Raw genomic sequence first — 17,042 nt, 5'->3', positions numbered from 1 at the left:
GCATCTTCGTTATATAACTCAGATGCTTTTTCGTCCTTGCCTAGGTATCATTCATTTGTTCGTGTGACAGTAAGATTACAAGATTATGACAATTGTTGTTTTAATCTCTAATTGGGTTTTTGAAAATGAACCCTCGGGTATCTACTTGTTAACACCGCAAAAACATATAACAAAATGAACATAAAACCCGAGGAGGAACTTAGATATGAATACTGATAAAAGATTTGTTGGGACATTCCAGACAGAAACAGAAGTACTTGAAAAAGTGCAAGAGTTAAAGACCACTGGAATTTCGGATGATAATATTTACGTGATTACAAAAGATGAACAAGACCTGCACATGCTTCGCAGTCGCACAAATGCTGAAGTGAAAACGGCAGACGGTTCTTGGATGGATAAGTTCATGAAGTTCTTATCAGGTGAAGATCATATTCACTCTTTACTGAGTGATACCGGTCTGAGTGAAGCTGAAAAAGATCGATACAAACGTGAGATTCATGACGGTGCGATGTTACTTTACGTGGATGAAGGCGAAGTAGATACCTACCATCGGGAAAATAACGCTCGATATTCTACAGTCGATTCAGCAAACGATGCGAACTTGCAGACAGATCCCTATACAGATCCTATTGGCATGACAGGTGGACTTGAAACCGATCGTGAATCTGGATCGTTGCATGGCAATTATGATCATACAGCGGATGGCCACGTAAAAATGGTAGACACAGAACACGCGCGGAGTGAAAGGAACTTTAACCGAAGCATTGAAGAAGTTCCAGAAACGATGAAAGTACACGAGGAACAACTCAATGTAGACAAACAGCACGTGCAAAAAGGTGAGGTCACTGTCGACAAAAATGTAGTGGAAGATCGTAAAACATTGGAAATTCCTGTTGAACATGAAGAGATTACGATTGAACGCCGTCAAGTAAATAGAGAATTGGATCATAGAGGCAGTGAAGACTTCCGAACAACGAATGCATTCGGTGACGAAACGATCCGCGTTCCAGTCACTGAAGAACAAATTGAAGTTACGAAAAAGCCAGTTGTCACGGAAGAAATAGTCATTAACAAAAAGAGAGTCACAGATACCGAGCGTATTGATGAAACAATGAAACGTGAAGAAGTTGATGTGAATCGTGAAGGCGAAACGAACGATGTGACCTTCAAGGACAATCTTCATAATACGGTGGGAAGCCGTACTAGTAAATACTAAATAACGCCCCTCCCCTTGCATGTATTTCAAGCAAGGGGTTTATTGTGTTCTCTAAGATAACAAAGACCTGCCTTTAGTATGGTAGACTGAAGAAAACGCTTCCATGGCGGAGGCCATTTATGCTGGGAGGATGTTGTATGAAAGAAACGTACATGCTTGCACTCGACCAAGGAACGACCAGTTCAAGGGCTATTTTGTTCAATGAGCTGGGGGAAGCCGTATTCACGGCTCAACAGGAATTTAAGCAGTATTTTCCACAAACAGGATGGGTCGAACATAATGCAACTGAAATTTGGAGTTCTATCCTATCCGTGATTGCAGGTGTCTTGTCCGAGAAAAATTTAAGTCCTGATCAAATTGCAGGAATCGGGATTACAAACCAACGAGAAACAACAGTCGTTTGGGATAAAGCAACGGGTAACCCCATTTACCATGCAATTGTCTGGCAGTCCCGTCAAACATCTAGTATTTGTGAAGAGTTGAAGAAAGACGGTCATGCAGATTTGATCCGCAAGAAGACGGGGCTTCTCATTGATCCTTATTTCTCTGGAACGAAAGTGAAGTGGATTCTCGACCACGTAGAGGGTGCCCGCGAGAAAGCAGAACGTGGAGATTTGTTGTTCGGCACGATCGATACGTGGCTCGTGTGGAAATTGTCAGGTGGTGAAGCACATATTACGGACTATTCGAATGCTTCACGAACAATGATGTACAACATCCACGATTTACAGTGGGATACGGAGTTGCTCAAAATTTTGGACGTTCCCGCTGCGATGCTCCCTGAAGTCCGCCCCTCATCGGAAGTGTATGCACATACGGAACCGAGTAAGTTTTTCGGACGTGCTGTCCCAATTGCAGGTATTGCAGGAGACCAGCAAGCTGCACTCTTCGGGCAAGCCTGTTTCGAAAAAGGCATGGTGAAAAGTACGTATGGCACGGGTTGTTTTATGTTGATGAACACGGGTGAAGAAGCGGTTCAGTCGGAGAATGGTTTATTGACAACCATTGCTTGGGGGCTTGACGGTAAGGTCGAGTATGCGTTGGAAGGTAGTATTTTTGTGGCTGGTTCAGCGATTCAATGGCTACGCGATGGCCTGCGGATGCTGAGAAGTTCGGAACAAAGCGAAGCCTATGCAGATCGTGTCACTTCTTCCGATGGTGTATACGTGGTCCCTGCGTTTGTCGGGCTGGGTACACCTCATTGGGACGCTGATGTGCGCGGTGCTGTATTTGGATTGACACGCGGGACATCGAAAGAGCACTTCATCCGTGCGACACTTGAATCACTCGCCTATCAGACAAAGGATGTTTTAGACGTGATGGAAGCCGACTCCGGTATTTCGTTGAAGTCGTTACGAGTGGACGGCGGTGCGGTTGCAAACAACTTCTTGATGCAATTTCAAGCGGATTTATTAGGTGTCCCCGTTGAACGACCTTCTATTAATGAAACAACTGCTCTCGGTGCCGCTTATCTCGCAGGGCTTGCCGTCGGGTTCTGGAAAGATTCCTCTCAGATTGCGGGTCGCTGGCAGCTGGATCGTGAGTTTGACCCGAAGATGGACGATGCAGAACGCGATTCATTGTATAGTGGTTGGCAAAAAGCGGTGAAGGCTGCACAAGTGTTTAAATGAGGTTTTAGGAAGCGCATCCAGTGAGTTGGATGCGTTTTTTTGTATTTATAGTAGCGAAGCGTTACCAATTAAAGCCATTAATCTGTTGAATTGTGTGCCTTTATCGAGAAACTTCGCTAGGTGTCGGAGAAATTCATCCATGTGATCGAGAAAAGACGCTAGATGATCGAGAAAACGCTCCATGTGTCGGATAAAACCCATTATCTGATGGAGAAATGTTTTTTAGTGTCTACCTTCATTAAAAATTAACATGTCCGCCATAGAAAAATCATGCGAATCATTTTGGGGGGATTGCAAATTTCAAACGAAAGCAAATCATACTTATTCAAATAACAGGAGTTCATTTAAAGGACTATACATCTTGTGTAAAATCATTGGTTTTCCAAGAGACCCAATCGTACAGTATGATAACCCTGTTAGGTTTTGTGAATAAGTGTAAGACTCCTGTCGTATAATCCCAAAATAAATACAAGGGCCTACTAAATTGTCGAATTATGTCGATAAATAATTATATTTCCATACTATTCTATCTTCAAAACATGTCGTATAATGGAACTATTAAACAGTTATAGGAGCTGATTCGGAATGCATTGTGAAAGTTATTTGCTGGATAGCCAGGCTTTAGCACTAATGGCTCATAAAGATGACCATGGAAGTCGATCCAAAATTGTAACACTACATGGAACTTACGTTTCAAAAAAATCACCAGTGCAACTTCTCAACTTAGCTTGTGTCAGGAGTCGTTCGACGAAGCTTAGACAAAAACAAACGGCTTGTGAAATTTTGAAGTTCAAGCAAAAACCTCCTTTCATTCTATCTGAAGGTGTCGGTGTTTTTCCGACAAGCTCCTCTAAACACGATACGTGCTGTTGGATTTTCAACCATTTCTTTACAACTAAGGAAATCGACAAAAAGACAACTGAACTTACGTTTCCAACAGACATCAAAGTAGTGGTAGCCGCCTCTTTACATATCATTCATCAACAAAATGGTCGGTTGCACACATTACTTAGTCATTCTTACCAGACACAGAAAGAGCTCTACTTTGAGCAATTTCTATTTAATAACGAACGGTTGAATCGATAACAATTTACATTGCTAAAAGCGATCATTCTCTTGATCGTTTTTTAATTTTTATGGATGTATGAAAAACAACTTTTGACAAAAGCTAAGGATGGATGATTTTTTGCTACCGCGAAATGTCGTCCTAATTTGAAAAGGAGTTGAAAACATGCGACTCGTTACACGAATTGCACTCGTTCTCGTCATTATCGGGGCGTTAAATTGGGGTCTCATTGGACTATTTCAATTTGACTTAGTTGCCACCTTGTTTGGCGGTCAGGCTTCTATTTTGTCCAGAATTGTTTACACGTTAGTTGGAATCAGTGGAATCGTCAGTCTCGGGGTTTTGTTCGAGACACATGATGCAACGGATCCTGATGTAGAGCACACTCGGTTCTCTAATCCGAATTATGGGACTGAATTTGGAGATGAACCTGATTTCACAGAACAACGGGATGCTGCTCGACGACGTTCAGACGATGATACGATGCATTAAATGAAAACACCGCCAAATCAATCAAGATTTTTGGCGGTGTTTTTTATGAATCATGCTCTCTGTCGCAAATAGCAAGCGAGCTGCAACTGAAGCGCATCGTCTGTATTCTTCAATGAAAGATTCAAGGTATCTTCAATTTTTTTGAGACGTTGATACAGCGTATTAATGTGGATGTGTAACTTATTAGCGGCTTCCCCTGCAGAACGATTACTGGCAAAGTATGCAAGCAGCGTCTGCTCCAAGGTACCGTCTGAGCGATCTGCTTCACGCAGTGGACCAAATACATCTGTTATAAACTTACTCACTTCTTCTGTATTTCGGCTCGTAAATAATCGACTAATTCCAATATCTATATAGCGTATAAATCGATGATTTTTCTGGCCAGCAATCGGATTAGTGAGTGCGATTTCTGCTTCTCGATACGTTTGTTCGATTTGGCTGGTCGTATGAACGAGTGAACCAATTCCGCCGTGAAGCGTATAGTCTGAGTTCGCCTTTGAACGATGGAATACTAACTCCTCCAGCTTCTTCTCCAAAAACGATAACTCCGATTGACCATTAACCCCTGCTACCAAAATCACTTTGTTTTGCCATCCGAATATCGTTTGAATCTGGCCACTTGCTGATGAACGTAGTTCTGTTATCAATCTGAATATGTGTGCTTCGAGCTCCTGAGGATTTGATGTTCCAGTTACTTGAAGCATCGCGACCGCAAACCCATCCATATTTCGAATGCCGAGTGCTTCCACTTTTTCCTTTAAAACGTCTGGATTCGTTGTGTGCAGTAATTCGTCAAACAGTTCGCGCTGGTTTTTATAGTAAAATGCTAATACATTCTGCTTTTGCACCCGCTCCAGTGCAAGCAGCACACTTCCTTGCTCAATTGCTAACTCGCCAATTCTTTCTAACTTTTTTGAGGATGCAGAAATAAGACAGCCGAGAACAACAGATCCCGAACGAATCGGGTATAAAACAATATCACCCGTTCTCGTAAGGATAATTGTCTTTGAAATCCCTTCTAGCTGAATCTTTTCAAGCAGATCTTTGTAGGATATTCCCTGAGGCAGGTTAGCAGATGAAGGGATCATTTCGTTGATCAACAGATCCGCGAATACTAAGGGGTGTCCCGCCATCCTGCTTAACTCATCAATCATTTTCTCCGTTCCCATATTTCGGACCGTCAACTCGGTGAGCGTTGCGTGAATGGCATCTCGCTGCACTAACTTATCGTTCAACTCACGTATATTGGCAAACTGCTTCGCATTTCTTATCGCAATTCCAACTTGCGTAGTAAAGATTTGCAACAGCCACAAATCACGTTCAGTCAAAAGTTGTTCTGAATTTATTTGCCCTAAATACATGACGCATTCAATACGGCCATCCACTCCGATCGGATAGGCAATGACCGATCTAATATTGGTAATATCCTCGACCCTTCTCCCCCAACGTCTCCTGTTCTCAAGGGAGATCCGTTTGACTTTTCCTTTCTCCAAATCCCTTGGATCGGTAATTAAGACTGGGCTTCCATGTTCAAAAGCATAGCCGACTGGGCCTTCTCCTAAATCGAATTCCATCTGTTGAATTTCTTCAAATCGATACCCTTCTGATGCTTTACAGACGATTTTCCCCCGCGTTTCATCAAACAACCAAAGCGTTCCGTAATCGGCATTCGTAATAACGTCGAGTGTATGCGCCATAATGTTCGAAAATACGTCCTCCAAGTCTAGTGAAGCTGTCGTGTAGCGAATGCTGTCGACAATGCGCGCTAGCTTAGCACGTCCGGTTTCATCTGCATATTCCGAGAAACCTTTGTGCAAAAAGTCGAACAGCATCTCCAATTCGATTTCGCTTAACGTCGAATCTCCTTCCATTAATAAGATGACCCGATATTCTTGTGAATACGTGAATTGTACGATACTTCTATCCTCTTCTTGTAGGATTTCAATAGGTTTCTTATTTATCTTCTTCGTTTTTGGTGGCATCATTCCATTTGAGTTAACAAGTGCATACACTTGCTGAAGTTCGCCCTTTGCAATCCAAATCGAATAGGGAGAACTCATTCCAATCCGTTCTAATAAGCTTTCAATGGGTAAAGACATAATCCTTCCCTTCTCTCTATGGAAAAATCTCTAATTATCTACTACTAACTATAGAGACTTCTACATTGTACTGTCAACCAAATTGACATACTATTTTAAGTAGGTAGAATTTTAATACACTAACACTTGGAGGTGCCTCATGGATTTAGATAAAAGCATGATTGGGATCACTAGCAAACCTTATATTGCTGAGATCGATCTAGCGCGTGTAACCCGCTTCGCGCAAGCAATTGGTGATGAGAATCCCCTCTATTTTGATGAAACCTATGCGGCTGATACGGCTTATAAAGGCGTAACCGTACCGCCCACATTTTTAGTTGCACTTGGCAGCAATGCGGAGTTTCCATTGAAGTGGGATTTCAAACGGATGCTTCACGGTGAACAGGAATTCATCTACCATCAGCCAGTCCGAATTGGAGATCGTCTCGAATGCACGATGGCTGTAACTGACGTGTACGATCGCGTCGGGAAAAGTGGGACGATGCAGTTTCTAGTGCTCGACACGGAAATGAAAAATGAAGATGGCGTTCTCGCGGCAGTCGCGCGGAACACGATTATCTATAGGCCCGCACAAAAGGGGGCCTATTGAATGAAAGCGATTACAACAATTCCTTTTTCTGAGCTGCACGTGGAGATGCAACTTCCACCGCTTACGAAACCACCTGTAACACGTGAACAGCTCGTCCAGTATGCACAAGCCTCTGGCGATTTGAATCCTCTCCATACAGATGATGCATTTGCGAAAAGCATCGGTATGGATGGTGTGATCGCACACGGCATGCTTATTATGGGATTCCTTGGACAATACGTACAGGAATTAGCTGGGACTGAATCTGTTGTCAGCAACTTTAATATGCGGTTTGGGGCTATGACGAAACCAGGGGATGCCATTACGTGCAGCGGTGCTGTGAAACAACTCACTGAAACGGATGGCCAGGGTATAGCCGAACTTGAATTGATTGCAGAAAAAGCACCTGGCGAACGGGTTGGAACTGGAACGGCAACGCTTACTTGTAAAATCGAGAACGACTGACTAAGGAGGTCGCACAGATGTCAACTTATTCAAACCAATGCGCAATCGTCGGTGTCGGGGAAAATCAGCGCTCCCGCAAATCAGGTACGACTCCCCTTCATATGGCACTTACTGCAGCACGTAATGCGCTTGCAGATGCCGGCCTTGAAGCGAAAGATCTTGACGGGATTATGAACTATTCAACTGCTGGAGATTCGTGCCCATCACACGAGCTCGCGACTTACTTGGGATGCCATCCGAAGTATGTAAAAGATGTGAGCGGCGGTGGGAGCAGTACGGAATTGCTGATTGCAGATGCAGTTGCATTAATTGAAGCAGGCATGTTAGAAACCGTCCTCATCTATCGTTCGATGAATGGAAGTTCCGGTGAAAAAGTTGGACGCGGATATGATCCAAATATGCTTCAGGAAATGCTTCCAGGCGGCAGTTTCATCATGCCATACGGTTCTGCATCCCCTACGCAGTGGTTCGGGATGTTTGCGAATCGTCATATGCACGAAACGGGAATTACGAAAGAGCACTTAGGACATGTTTGTATTAGTTTCTACGAGCATGCACAACGGAATCCGAATGCATTTTTGAATGGAAAACCTCTAGATATGGAAACGTATCTCGCAACGCCTGACATCAGTATGCCATTCAATATCCATGATTGTTGTGTGGAGTTGGATGAAGCGAATGCAATCATCGTGACGTCTGCATCGAATGCGAAAAACTGCAAATCTAAGCCGGTTTTCATCGCTGGAATGGCGCCTCGGACAACGCATTCACACGTGCATTATTGGACGCAAGTCGATGAAGTTGCGGCTGATCACGCAGCTGCGGAGCTGTACAAATCGGCTGGCGTGAAACCAGAAGATATTCAAGTTGCTTCGATTTACGATTGCTTCAGCTGGGTCGTGCTGCGACAGCTTGAATCGTATGGGTTCGCTAAACGTGGTGAAGTCGGTGATTTCGTTGCGGCGGGCAATTTGAAGATGGGAGGAAGTCTTCCTTCCAACACTGCGGGTGGCATGCTTTCAGAAGGCTATACGCATGGCATGAATAATGTATTGGAACTCGTTCGGCAATTACGGCATGACTATAAAGGGACGGATCGCCAAGTGAAGGATTGTGAGCTCGGGATTTCAACGGGCTGGGCAGGTCCAGATATCGCAGGTGCGATGATTTTACGAAACTAAAGGAGGCGTCTTGATGACTAAACAGACTGCATATGAAAAGCCGATTCCGTTGAAGACCCAAGATAATCATGAGTATTGGGACGCCGCGGATCAGCATGAACTTAAACTTCAGAAGTGTTCGGCGTGTAGCACGTTCATTCACCCGCCTGGTCCGGCTTGTCCGACTTGCGGAAGTCCGGAGACGGAGTGGGAGCTGCTTGGTTCGGATATTACGGCGACGGTGTATTCCTATATTGTGTCGTATCGACCGTTTTTGCCAGGATTCCAGCATGAGTTGCCGACTGTGATTACGGTTGCTGCCCTGGATGCTGATCCTGATGTGAAGATTATGGCAAATATTATTGAGTGTGATCCGGAAGATGTTGAGATTGGCGTGCCATTGAAGATGACGTGGGTGGATATTACGGATGACCGCGCGTTGCCACAGTGGGTGCTGGCTCGGGGGTAACAGACTGGGTTGATTTACGCTGCAAGCGGACGCGGGCCTACAGGATGTAGGTCATGCAACCGTTGCGGCAGGACGCCGCGAACTTAGGTTGTTTCCATTAGATTCCGCAGGAGTCGCCGTCTTACGCTTCAATCAACAGATATGGTTAGCGAAACTATCTCCCTCTAAAAAGAAAAGAGAAGAGAGAAAGATAAAGTGAACGAATGAGAAAGGGTGTGTCTCGATGAACTTTACATTTACGGAAAATGAGGAGACGTTTCGTGGGGAACTGCGTGGCTGGCTAGAGATGAACTTGCCGAAAGGTTGGCTGCAAGGCGATCGGAAACTTCCTGAAGACAATGAACACTACTCAAAGTTCCTCCGCGATTGGCAACGGACGCTTTATGAAGGCGGATGGGCAGCGATATCCTGGCCAAAAGAATACGGCGGGCGTGATGCGACGCTTATGGAAGAAATCATTTATCACCAAGAAATGGTTCGCGTTCAGTCCCCTCCCCTTGTGAACTACATCGGGATCCATATGGTCGCACCGACCCTGATCCAAATGGGAACGGACGAGCAGAAGGATAAGTATATCGAAAAAATCTTAACGGGCGAGCAAGTGTGGAGCCAAGGGTATTCAGAACCTGGTGCCGGCTCTGACCTGACTGCACTGCAAACGACCGCTGTGAAAAAAGATGGCAAATGGATCATTAACGGACAAAAAGTATGGACGAGTTTTGCACATCTGGCAGACCGGTGTTTCCTTCTCACGAAAACTAGTCAGTCTGAAAAGAAACATGAAGGTATAACTGTGTTCCTTCTTGATATGGATCAAGAAGGCGTAGAAACTCGACCGATTGTTCAAATGGATGGACACCAAGAGTTTAATGAAGTCTATTTGACCGATGCCATTGCGACGGATGCTGACATAGTCGGTGAAGAAGGGAAAGGCTGGTCTGTCCTGATTGCATTGATGCTTCATGAGCGTTCAGGAATTGCGGCGCAAGTGTTTACGCTTGAACAGCAATTTGACAGCGTCATTGAAATGGCTAAAACAATCCGAGTGAATGGCACTCCTCTTATCGAAGATCCATTTGTAGAAGACGGGCTCGCTGACTTACACGCTCGCATTAACGGAGCGAAGCTGAATTATTATCGAAACATTACCCATACACTCAAAAACGGTAAGCCCGGGGCTGAAAGTTCGTTGGATAAACTCCTTGTCAGCGAGTTGACGAAAGAAGTTTTCGACTTTGCGATGACAATTCAAGGTCATGCAGGTGTACTAACCCATGACGACGCGCTGTTTGACGGAGAGATGCAGCGGCAATACCTGGCATCATTCGGCGCAACAATCGGCGGCGGCACAAGTGAAGTGCAGCGCAATACGATTGGGGAACGCATTCTTGGTCTGCCAAAAGACTTAGGACGATAACTGAACTGGAGAGGTGATCGATATGGATTTTGCATTAAGCGAAGAACAAGAGCTGTTTCGGACAGCGATTCGTAAATACATGAACAATATTAACGGAACGGAAGCCGCGCGTGCTGTCATTGACGGTAAACTCGACGTCGTCACAAGATTTGCTTCAGGTATGGCAGAATTGGGCGTCACAGCGATCCCCGTTTCTGAAGAGTCAGATGGTCTTGGTCTCGGTGCACTCGACTTAGTTCCCGTGTTTGAAGAAACCGGACGCGTGCTACTGCCTGGTTCGCAACTTGAGACACTCGCCCTTGCTGTTCCGTTACTTGAGTCATACGGAACACCTGCACAAAAAGCTGCACGGCTCCCGAATGTTGCAACAGGGGGAAGTACAATGTCTGTTGCTTGGTACGAAAAAGGCACGAGCCTCTTCCCCAATTCTTTCTGCTGTGTTGCAGCAAAGACGGAGAATGGCTATGCGCTAACAGGTACGAAAACGTTGGTTCCTGTCATTGGTGAGCCGGACGTTTTCATCACAGGAGCACAAACGGCTGAAGGGAAATCACTGTTTCTCGTAAAAGCAAGCGACCTAGCATCGGTCCGCATGCTTTCTGTTATAGATGAAACTCAGCGTCTTGCTGAAGTAACGTTCGATGCTGCACCTGGTGAACTGCTAGGCGAACCTGGAAACGCTGCCGATATGATGAAACATGGTCTTCTCCATTTCAACGCTGCTCTTTGTTCAAGCATGGTCGGCGGAATGGATGAACTTGTCAAAATGACAGCGGAGTATTCAAAGATCCGCGTTCAGTTCAATCAGCCGATTGGACGTTTCCAAGCGATTAAACATGGAATCGTTAACATGAAGCTTGATCTGGAGACAGCACGCTCTCTTTCCTATTATGCAGCGTGGGCTGTCGAGTCAGATGCTGTGGATAAAATCTCAGCTGTGCACAGTGCTCGGTCGTTCATCTCAAAAGCGTATATCAAGGCGGCTGGTGATTCGATCCAGATTCACGGCGGTATCGGGTTTACGGAAGAGCTAGATGTACAGCTTTTCTTGAAGCGTGCCCGGTATTATGAGAATTATTTCGGTTCTGTGCACGATTCACGTAAAGAGACTGCACATTCTCTTGGATGGCACTTAGGTTCGGCTACGCGTGACGCTGTTCCGGCATCTTGAGGAGTACTTGTGGATAACTCGCTAACGGCTGTGGATATATTATGAATAGTTAGTGCACAGTGAGTGGATATCTTGTTGGTAGTTTGTTGATAACTTATTGATATGTGTGGATAAAGTCAAATTAACTACGGGACTTCTGCGTTACGAAAAAGTGTTGGAGGTCATGAGTGCTCTTGGTTGTTTATGACGATACCACCAGTTATGAGCGCATTCTGCAGGTTTATGAGCATTTCCCGCGATTTATGAGCGTATTTCGCAGTTTATGATCACATTCTGGCATTTATGAGCACTTTTCGTGATTTATGAGCACATTCTGCTGTTTATGAGCACTTTATGACATTTATGAGCGCCTTCCACAATTCGCGGTCAGTTCCCATAGAAATCTACGCAAATCACAAAATATAAACACCCAACTAAGGGGGAGAACAATTATGGCAGTGTCGACAGACTTGAAAGAGTATCAAAACTTGATTGGTGGAGAATTACGGGCAGCAACGGGTGGAGCCATTACGGATAGTATTGATCCTTCCACTGGAAAAGTATGGGCACGCGTTCCGAAAAGTTCAAAGGAAGATGCGGTGACTGCTATCGAAGCAGCACAGCATGCGTTCCCTGCATGGAAAGCACTCTCTGCAGGCGAACGCGCCGCGTGTTTACGTGACGCTGCAGAAGTCATTGCATCCAATGGCGGCGAGCTTGCTTCGCTTGAAACGCAAGACAATGGGTGGGTGATTCGGGAAACTTCGTACGGGCTGATTCCTGTGCTGCAGCAAGTATGGTTAGATGCCGCAAGTAAAGCGGTCGAATCGAATCGCGGGCAAACTGTGCCCATTACTAAAACCAGCCTTGGTTATACGCTACGTGAACCTTATGGTGTGGTCGTTGGAATTACGCCTTGGAATGCGCCTTTGTTTACTTTTTCCATTAAGGCTGCTTATGCACTTGCTGCAGGGAACACGGTTGTCATCAAACCATCCGAACAATCAGCAGTCTCTTCCCTTCATCTAGCAAAGCTGTTGAAAGATGTTTTACCTGAAGGCGTCCTCAACGTCATTTGCGGACCAGGTTCAGAGATCGGTGACACACTTGTCGAGCATCCTGCCGTGAGCAAAGTGAGTTTGACTGGTTCAGGCGGCACTGCGAGCTCCATTGCAAAAGCAACTGCTGGAAAGCCAAAGCCATTGATTCTTGAGCTTGGCGGTAAGTCGGCTAATGTGCTGTTTGAAGACGCTGATATTGAAAAAGCAGTGGAAGCTATTAGTTCATACAGTATATTCACAGGTAACTCCGGGCAACTTTGTGTTGGAAGTTCACGCCTTCTCGTTCACTGGTCAATTATTGACAAAGTAGCTGAAGGGGTTAAAAACTATCTCTCAAATCCAGAGTTGAAAAAGTTTGGTCCAACGCTAGATCCAACGACAACAACAGGTCCTATCGCCAATAAATCTCAATACGAAAAAATAAAGTCTTATATTCAATTAGGTTTGGATGAAGGAGCAGAACTCGTTTACGGCGGGCGCTCTGGTGGGTCAGAACTCGTTCCTGATCGAAGTGACTTGGCAGATGGCTATTGGATTGAGCCTACCCTATTAAAGTCCGAGTCAAATTCATTACGAGTTTGCCAGGAAGAAATCTTTGGTCCTGTGTCTGTCATGATTCCTTTCGATACCGAAGAAGAAGCGATTGAACTTGCGAACGGTACGGAATTTGGACTGGCTGCTGGCGTCTGGACGAAAGATTTAAGCCGAGCACACCGCATGGTTGCCGCACTTGAAGCAGGAAACGTTTGGGTCAATACCTATGCGCGCGTTGGTGTAGAGCTACCATTTGGCGGTGTGAAGAGCAGTGGATTTGGAACAGATTCAATTGAAGAGTATTCACGTGAAAAGGCATGTGTCATCGAGCTTTAATTTACAGTCTCGGTAACCGAGATACTTCATTCAGCTTGTACTGCAGGGATTGGGTCTATATTCGAGAGAGGCGGTGGTCAAATGAACGTGAAACTTTCAAAAAGAGAAAATTACGATCAAGATTTGCCAGAAACACTCGACATTCCGAACGTGACAGCGGGCGCTATTTTAAAAGGCAGTGTGAAACAATACGGTGCTAAAGATGCTTATATTTATCGCGACACGCGGATTACGTATGACCAGATTTACACAGAAGCTAAAAGGTTTGCGAATGCACTGCGTATGCTTGGCGTAGGGCGTGGGATGACGGTGTCCACACACCTTCCTACGTGTCCCCAATACGTAGCTGCATATTATGGAATTATTTTATCCGGCGCTGCGTACTCCCCTTTGAATCCGTACTTGCCTGCGGGTGACTTAACGGTTCAGTTGAATGACTCTGAAACGAAAGTCGTCATTACTCACGAATCGGTAGCTAATCAGATTCAAGAAGTTTTAGCGGATACAGACGTGCAGCACGTCATAATAACAGGTGAATCAGAGATCTATTCGAATGATACGCCGGTAGATGTCTCGATTTTCGAGGGCTGGCACAGTTTTGCGGCACTAAAAGCGGCTGCTTCAGATGAAGAATTTGATCCTGGCATTGATCCTCAGACAGACTTGGTACACATCGCTTACACAGGTGGTACGACAGGCAGTCCGAAAGGCGTTATGATCACGCATGCGAATTTAGTGAGTAACATTACACAAATTGCAGGGTGGACGGCTGGGGCTTTACCTGTTGTCGATGAAGACGGAGCCTTGCGTTTTGTTGCGGTGGACCAGGACAGAGACTCTTACAAGAAAAAGTATTTGATTCCCCTTGGGGAGGAAATTCGGTTAAGCCCTTCCCCGCTATTTCATATTACTGGCGGAATCGGCATGATTGTTTCACCAATGTCACTTGGCAGCACGACGCTCCTGCCTGATCGTTTCGTTCCTGCGCAATTTTTGGAGTTAATGGAGACTTATAAGGTATCTTCCATTAATGGAGCACCTGCGATGTGGAATGTATTGCTGAATTTGCCCGGAATCGACTCATATGATTTCTCTGCCATTCGCAACATCAGTTCTGGAGCTGCCCCGCTTTCTCAAAAAGAAATGGGCTTGCTGAAAGAAATGTTCCCGAATGCACGTGTCGGAGAAGGCTACGGATTGACGGAAGCCACTGCATCTGTGGCCGGCAGTGTTATGATTTCTGGCGGAGTCCATAAAATCGGGACTGTTGGACTGCCTACGTATAATACAGAAATCAAAGTCGTTTCGCTCGACGGAATCAGTGAAGAACCTCTTCCTTCAGGAGAAAGCGGAGAAATTTGTATTAAAGGGCCCCAAGTGATGAAAGGCTATTTCAACAAACCTGAAGAAACTGCAGCCACATTGCGCGGTGGCTGGCTGCATACCGGTGATATCGGAATTATCGATGAAGACGGCTACCTTGCAATCGTGGATCGTAAAAAAGAGATGCTGATCTACAACGGATATAACGTGTATCCTAGCCGAATCGAAGAAGTAATCGTCTCCCACCCCGCAGTGCAAAATGCGATTGTGATTGGGAAGCCTGTTGATGCGGTCGGTGAGATTCCAAAAGCGTTTGTTATCGTTAAACCTGGGAGTACGTTAAGTGTTGAAGAGCTGATGACGTATACGAACGAGCGTGTCGTCCACTACTCTAAAGTGCGTGAACTCGAGTTCATGGAACAATTCCCAATGACGGCTGCTGGAAAGATTTCAAAAGTTCATTTGAAGAAGATGGAACTTAAAAACCAATGATTCTGGACGCTTCGCCCTAGTGGCGGGGTGTTTTTTTGTGTTCTCCATAGGTTATTATTACGAAGTCCTATTTATATTAAAGAAATTCCAAAAACAAGGTATTATTACCTATAATATAACCAAAATTACATTTCCATTTACGTAAATGGTTTCATTTGGCACTAGGATTATCCAACTTTCCAGGTGTACGATTTAGTTACATAAAACGATAAATTGCCTAAATGGCCAGAGGAGAATTAGTATGAAGAAGTTATACGCACCTATCATTGCCGCTACGTTCGCAGCTAGTACATTTTTGTCACCAATTTCTATTGCATCAGCTTATGATAATTCGTCAAACCCCGGAAATCCTAACGGTTATGAAAACCCTTATTATAATGGAAACCCGTCAGGATCAAATAACCAAAACGGACAAAACCCTGAATATGCCGGCGGACAACAAAACGGTGGAGATTACGCAAATAAAGGTGCAGAAAAACAATTACTTTCAATTGATAAGCAATTGACGAAAGTAGAAGAGCTCATCTTCAAATACCAAAACAAATTTGAGAAAATGACGACTGATGACGATAAAAATAAAAACAAAGATAAAGATAAGGATAAGGATAAGGATAAAGACAAAGATAAAGATAAAGATAAAGACAAGGATAAGGTTAAAGATCAAAACCAAGAACCACAACCCTCCGAAGAGATTCCAGGACTGGTTATGCCTTTAAGCGTTTCCGATGAGACTGTTGAATCACCTGAAAAGGACGCAGCCCCTTCTGAAAAACCATTAACAGACAAGGAAAAAGAGAAAGCTGAGAAACAAGCTAAAAAAGATAAAGAAAAAGCCGAAAAACAAGCCGAGAAAGATAATGAAGAAGCTGAAAAACAAGCTGATCTAGACAAGGAAAAGGCCGAAGAGGAAGCTGAAGAAAAAGCCGAAAAAGAAGAAGATCTTGCTGAAGAACTTGAAGAGGCAGTTGAAGAGTATAACGATTATACAGGTAAATTCACTTCACTTAGTTATCAATTAGTTGGAATTTCTCACCAGTTAGATTCGTTGGCTACACGTATTTCAGACCCTGCATTACTCGCTCCACGTTATGAACGGATTGAGCAGTTGCAACTTGATTTAACTACTGCAACAGATAAAATAAACGGTATTCAAAACACAGTCATCGAGAAAATCAAGAATGATCACGATGCTGAGGTTAAACCTGAGGCGCCAGTTGAAGATGCTTTCAAACCTTGGAACATTAAGTTTAGTAAGCCTTTAGATGAACAAGCAATTTCTGAATTAAACGTTGTAGTTGTTGATTCTAATAATAACTTGATCGCAACCACTACAACATATGATGTTGCAACGAAATCCCTTGTCATCACACCTCAACAGGCTTATAAAACAGGTGAGCGATATACGTTGTTTATCGACAAAGAGATTAAGAGCCACAATGGTATGACATTGAAGAAATCAATCAAGAAAACATTCTATGTGAAATAAGAATTCTCCACTCACCTTCTTACTACTAAAAGAAGGTGAGTTTTTAGTTCTCAGATGCACGCCCAATTCAAAAAGCA

At 44.5% G+C, this 17,042-nt stretch carries 14 protein-coding genes; 13 read left to right on the top strand and 1 reads right to left on the bottom strand.

The window, feature by feature from the left end; translation table 11 throughout:
• The first annotated feature begins 205 nt into the window (after positions 1-205).
• The 4 genes from DVB69_RS06055 to DVB69_RS06040 all read left to right on the top strand — a co-directional run bounded on the left by DVB69_RS06055 (position 206) and on the right by DVB69_RS06040 (position 4,405).
• Positions 206-1,216, top strand: coding sequence for a YsnF/AvaK domain-containing protein (locus tag DVB69_RS06055; RefSeq protein ID WP_116017610.1), 1,011 nt, complete (start codon positions 206-208; stop codon positions 1,214-1,216).
• A 137-nt stretch (positions 1,217-1,353) separates the two neighbouring features.
• Positions 1,354-2,847: a glycerol kinase GlpK gene (gene glpK / locus DVB69_RS06050; protein ID WP_116017608.1), complete on the top strand. Its 1,494-nt coding sequence runs from the start codon at positions 1,354-1,356 to the stop codon at positions 2,845-2,847.
• A 585-nt stretch (positions 2,848-3,432) separates the two neighbouring features.
• Complete coding sequence (locus tag DVB69_RS06045; protein WP_116017606.1) at positions 3,433-3,933, top strand: competence protein ComK; 501 nt, start codon at positions 3,433-3,435, stop codon at positions 3,931-3,933.
• Between the two features lie 145 nt (positions 3,934-4,078).
• Entirely contained in the window at positions 4,079-4,405 is a 327-nt protein-coding gene (locus DVB69_RS06040; RefSeq protein WP_116017604.1) for a DUF378 domain-containing protein, read from the top strand.
• A 50-nt stretch (positions 4,406-4,455) separates the two neighbouring features.
• Here the strand turns inward: DVB69_RS06040 and DVB69_RS06035 are convergent, their stop codons facing one another.
• Complete coding sequence (locus DVB69_RS06035) at positions 4,456-6,504, bottom strand: helix-turn-helix domain-containing protein (protein ID WP_116017602.1); 2,049 nt, start codon at positions 6,502-6,504, stop codon at positions 4,456-4,458.
• Positions 6,505-6,643: 139 nt separating this feature from the next.
• On the opposite strand from DVB69_RS06035, the gene DVB69_RS06030 reads away from it, so the two are divergent.
• The 9 genes from DVB69_RS06030 to DVB69_RS17530 all read left to right on the top strand — a co-directional run bounded on the left by DVB69_RS06030 (position 6,644) and on the right by DVB69_RS17530 (position 16,965).
• Complete coding sequence (locus DVB69_RS06030) at positions 6,644-7,093, top strand: MaoC family dehydratase N-terminal domain-containing protein (protein WP_116017600.1); 450 nt, start codon at positions 6,644-6,646, stop codon at positions 7,091-7,093.
• The gene (locus DVB69_RS06025) at positions 7,094-7,537 is read left to right on the top strand and encodes a MaoC/PaaZ C-terminal domain-containing protein (protein ID WP_116017598.1); all 444 of its coding nucleotides are present in this window, start codon (positions 7,094-7,096) and stop codon (positions 7,535-7,537) included.
• Between the two features lie 17 nt (positions 7,538-7,554).
• Entirely contained in the window at positions 7,555-8,718 is a 1,164-nt protein-coding gene (locus DVB69_RS06020; RefSeq protein WP_116017596.1) for a thiolase C-terminal domain-containing protein, read from the top strand.
• A 13-nt stretch (positions 8,719-8,731) separates the two neighbouring features.
• The gene (locus DVB69_RS06015; RefSeq protein ID WP_116017594.1) at positions 8,732-9,166 is read left to right on the top strand and encodes a Zn-ribbon domain-containing OB-fold protein; all 435 of its coding nucleotides are present in this window, start codon (positions 8,732-8,734) and stop codon (positions 9,164-9,166) included.
• Positions 9,167-9,389: 223 nt separating this feature from the next.
• Positions 9,390-10,583 carry an acyl-CoA dehydrogenase family protein gene (locus DVB69_RS06010; RefSeq protein ID WP_116017592.1) on the top strand — a complete coding sequence of 398 codons (1,194 nt, stop codon included), beginning with the start codon at positions 9,390-9,392 and terminating at the stop codon, positions 10,581-10,583.
• Positions 10,584-10,605: 22 nt separating this feature from the next.
• Complete coding sequence (locus DVB69_RS06005) at positions 10,606-11,754, top strand: acyl-CoA dehydrogenase family protein (protein ID WP_116017590.1); 1,149 nt, start codon at positions 10,606-10,608, stop codon at positions 11,752-11,754.
• 431 nt (positions 11,755-12,185) lie between these two features.
• Positions 12,186-13,664, top strand: coding sequence for an aldehyde dehydrogenase family protein (locus tag DVB69_RS06000; RefSeq protein WP_116017588.1), 1,479 nt, complete (start codon positions 12,186-12,188; stop codon positions 13,662-13,664).
• Between the two features lie 81 nt (positions 13,665-13,745).
• Positions 13,746-15,479 carry an AMP-binding protein gene (locus tag DVB69_RS05995; RefSeq protein ID WP_116017586.1) on the top strand — a complete coding sequence of 578 codons (1,734 nt, stop codon included), beginning with the start codon at positions 13,746-13,748 and terminating at the stop codon, positions 15,477-15,479.
• 241 nt (positions 15,480-15,720) lie between these two features.
• The gene (locus DVB69_RS17530) at positions 15,721-16,965 is read left to right on the top strand and encodes an Ig-like domain-containing domain (protein WP_158541039.1); all 1,245 of its coding nucleotides are present in this window, start codon (positions 15,721-15,723) and stop codon (positions 16,963-16,965) included.
• The last annotated feature ends 77 nt before the right edge of the window (positions 16,966-17,042 follow it).

It is taken from the genome of Sporosarcina sp. BI001-red, from assembly GCF_003384035.1.
Taxonomy (GTDB): Bacteria; Bacillota; Bacilli; order Bacillales_A; family Planococcaceae; genus Sporosarcina.
This window is presented reverse-complemented; position numbering and strand designations above follow the sequence as displayed.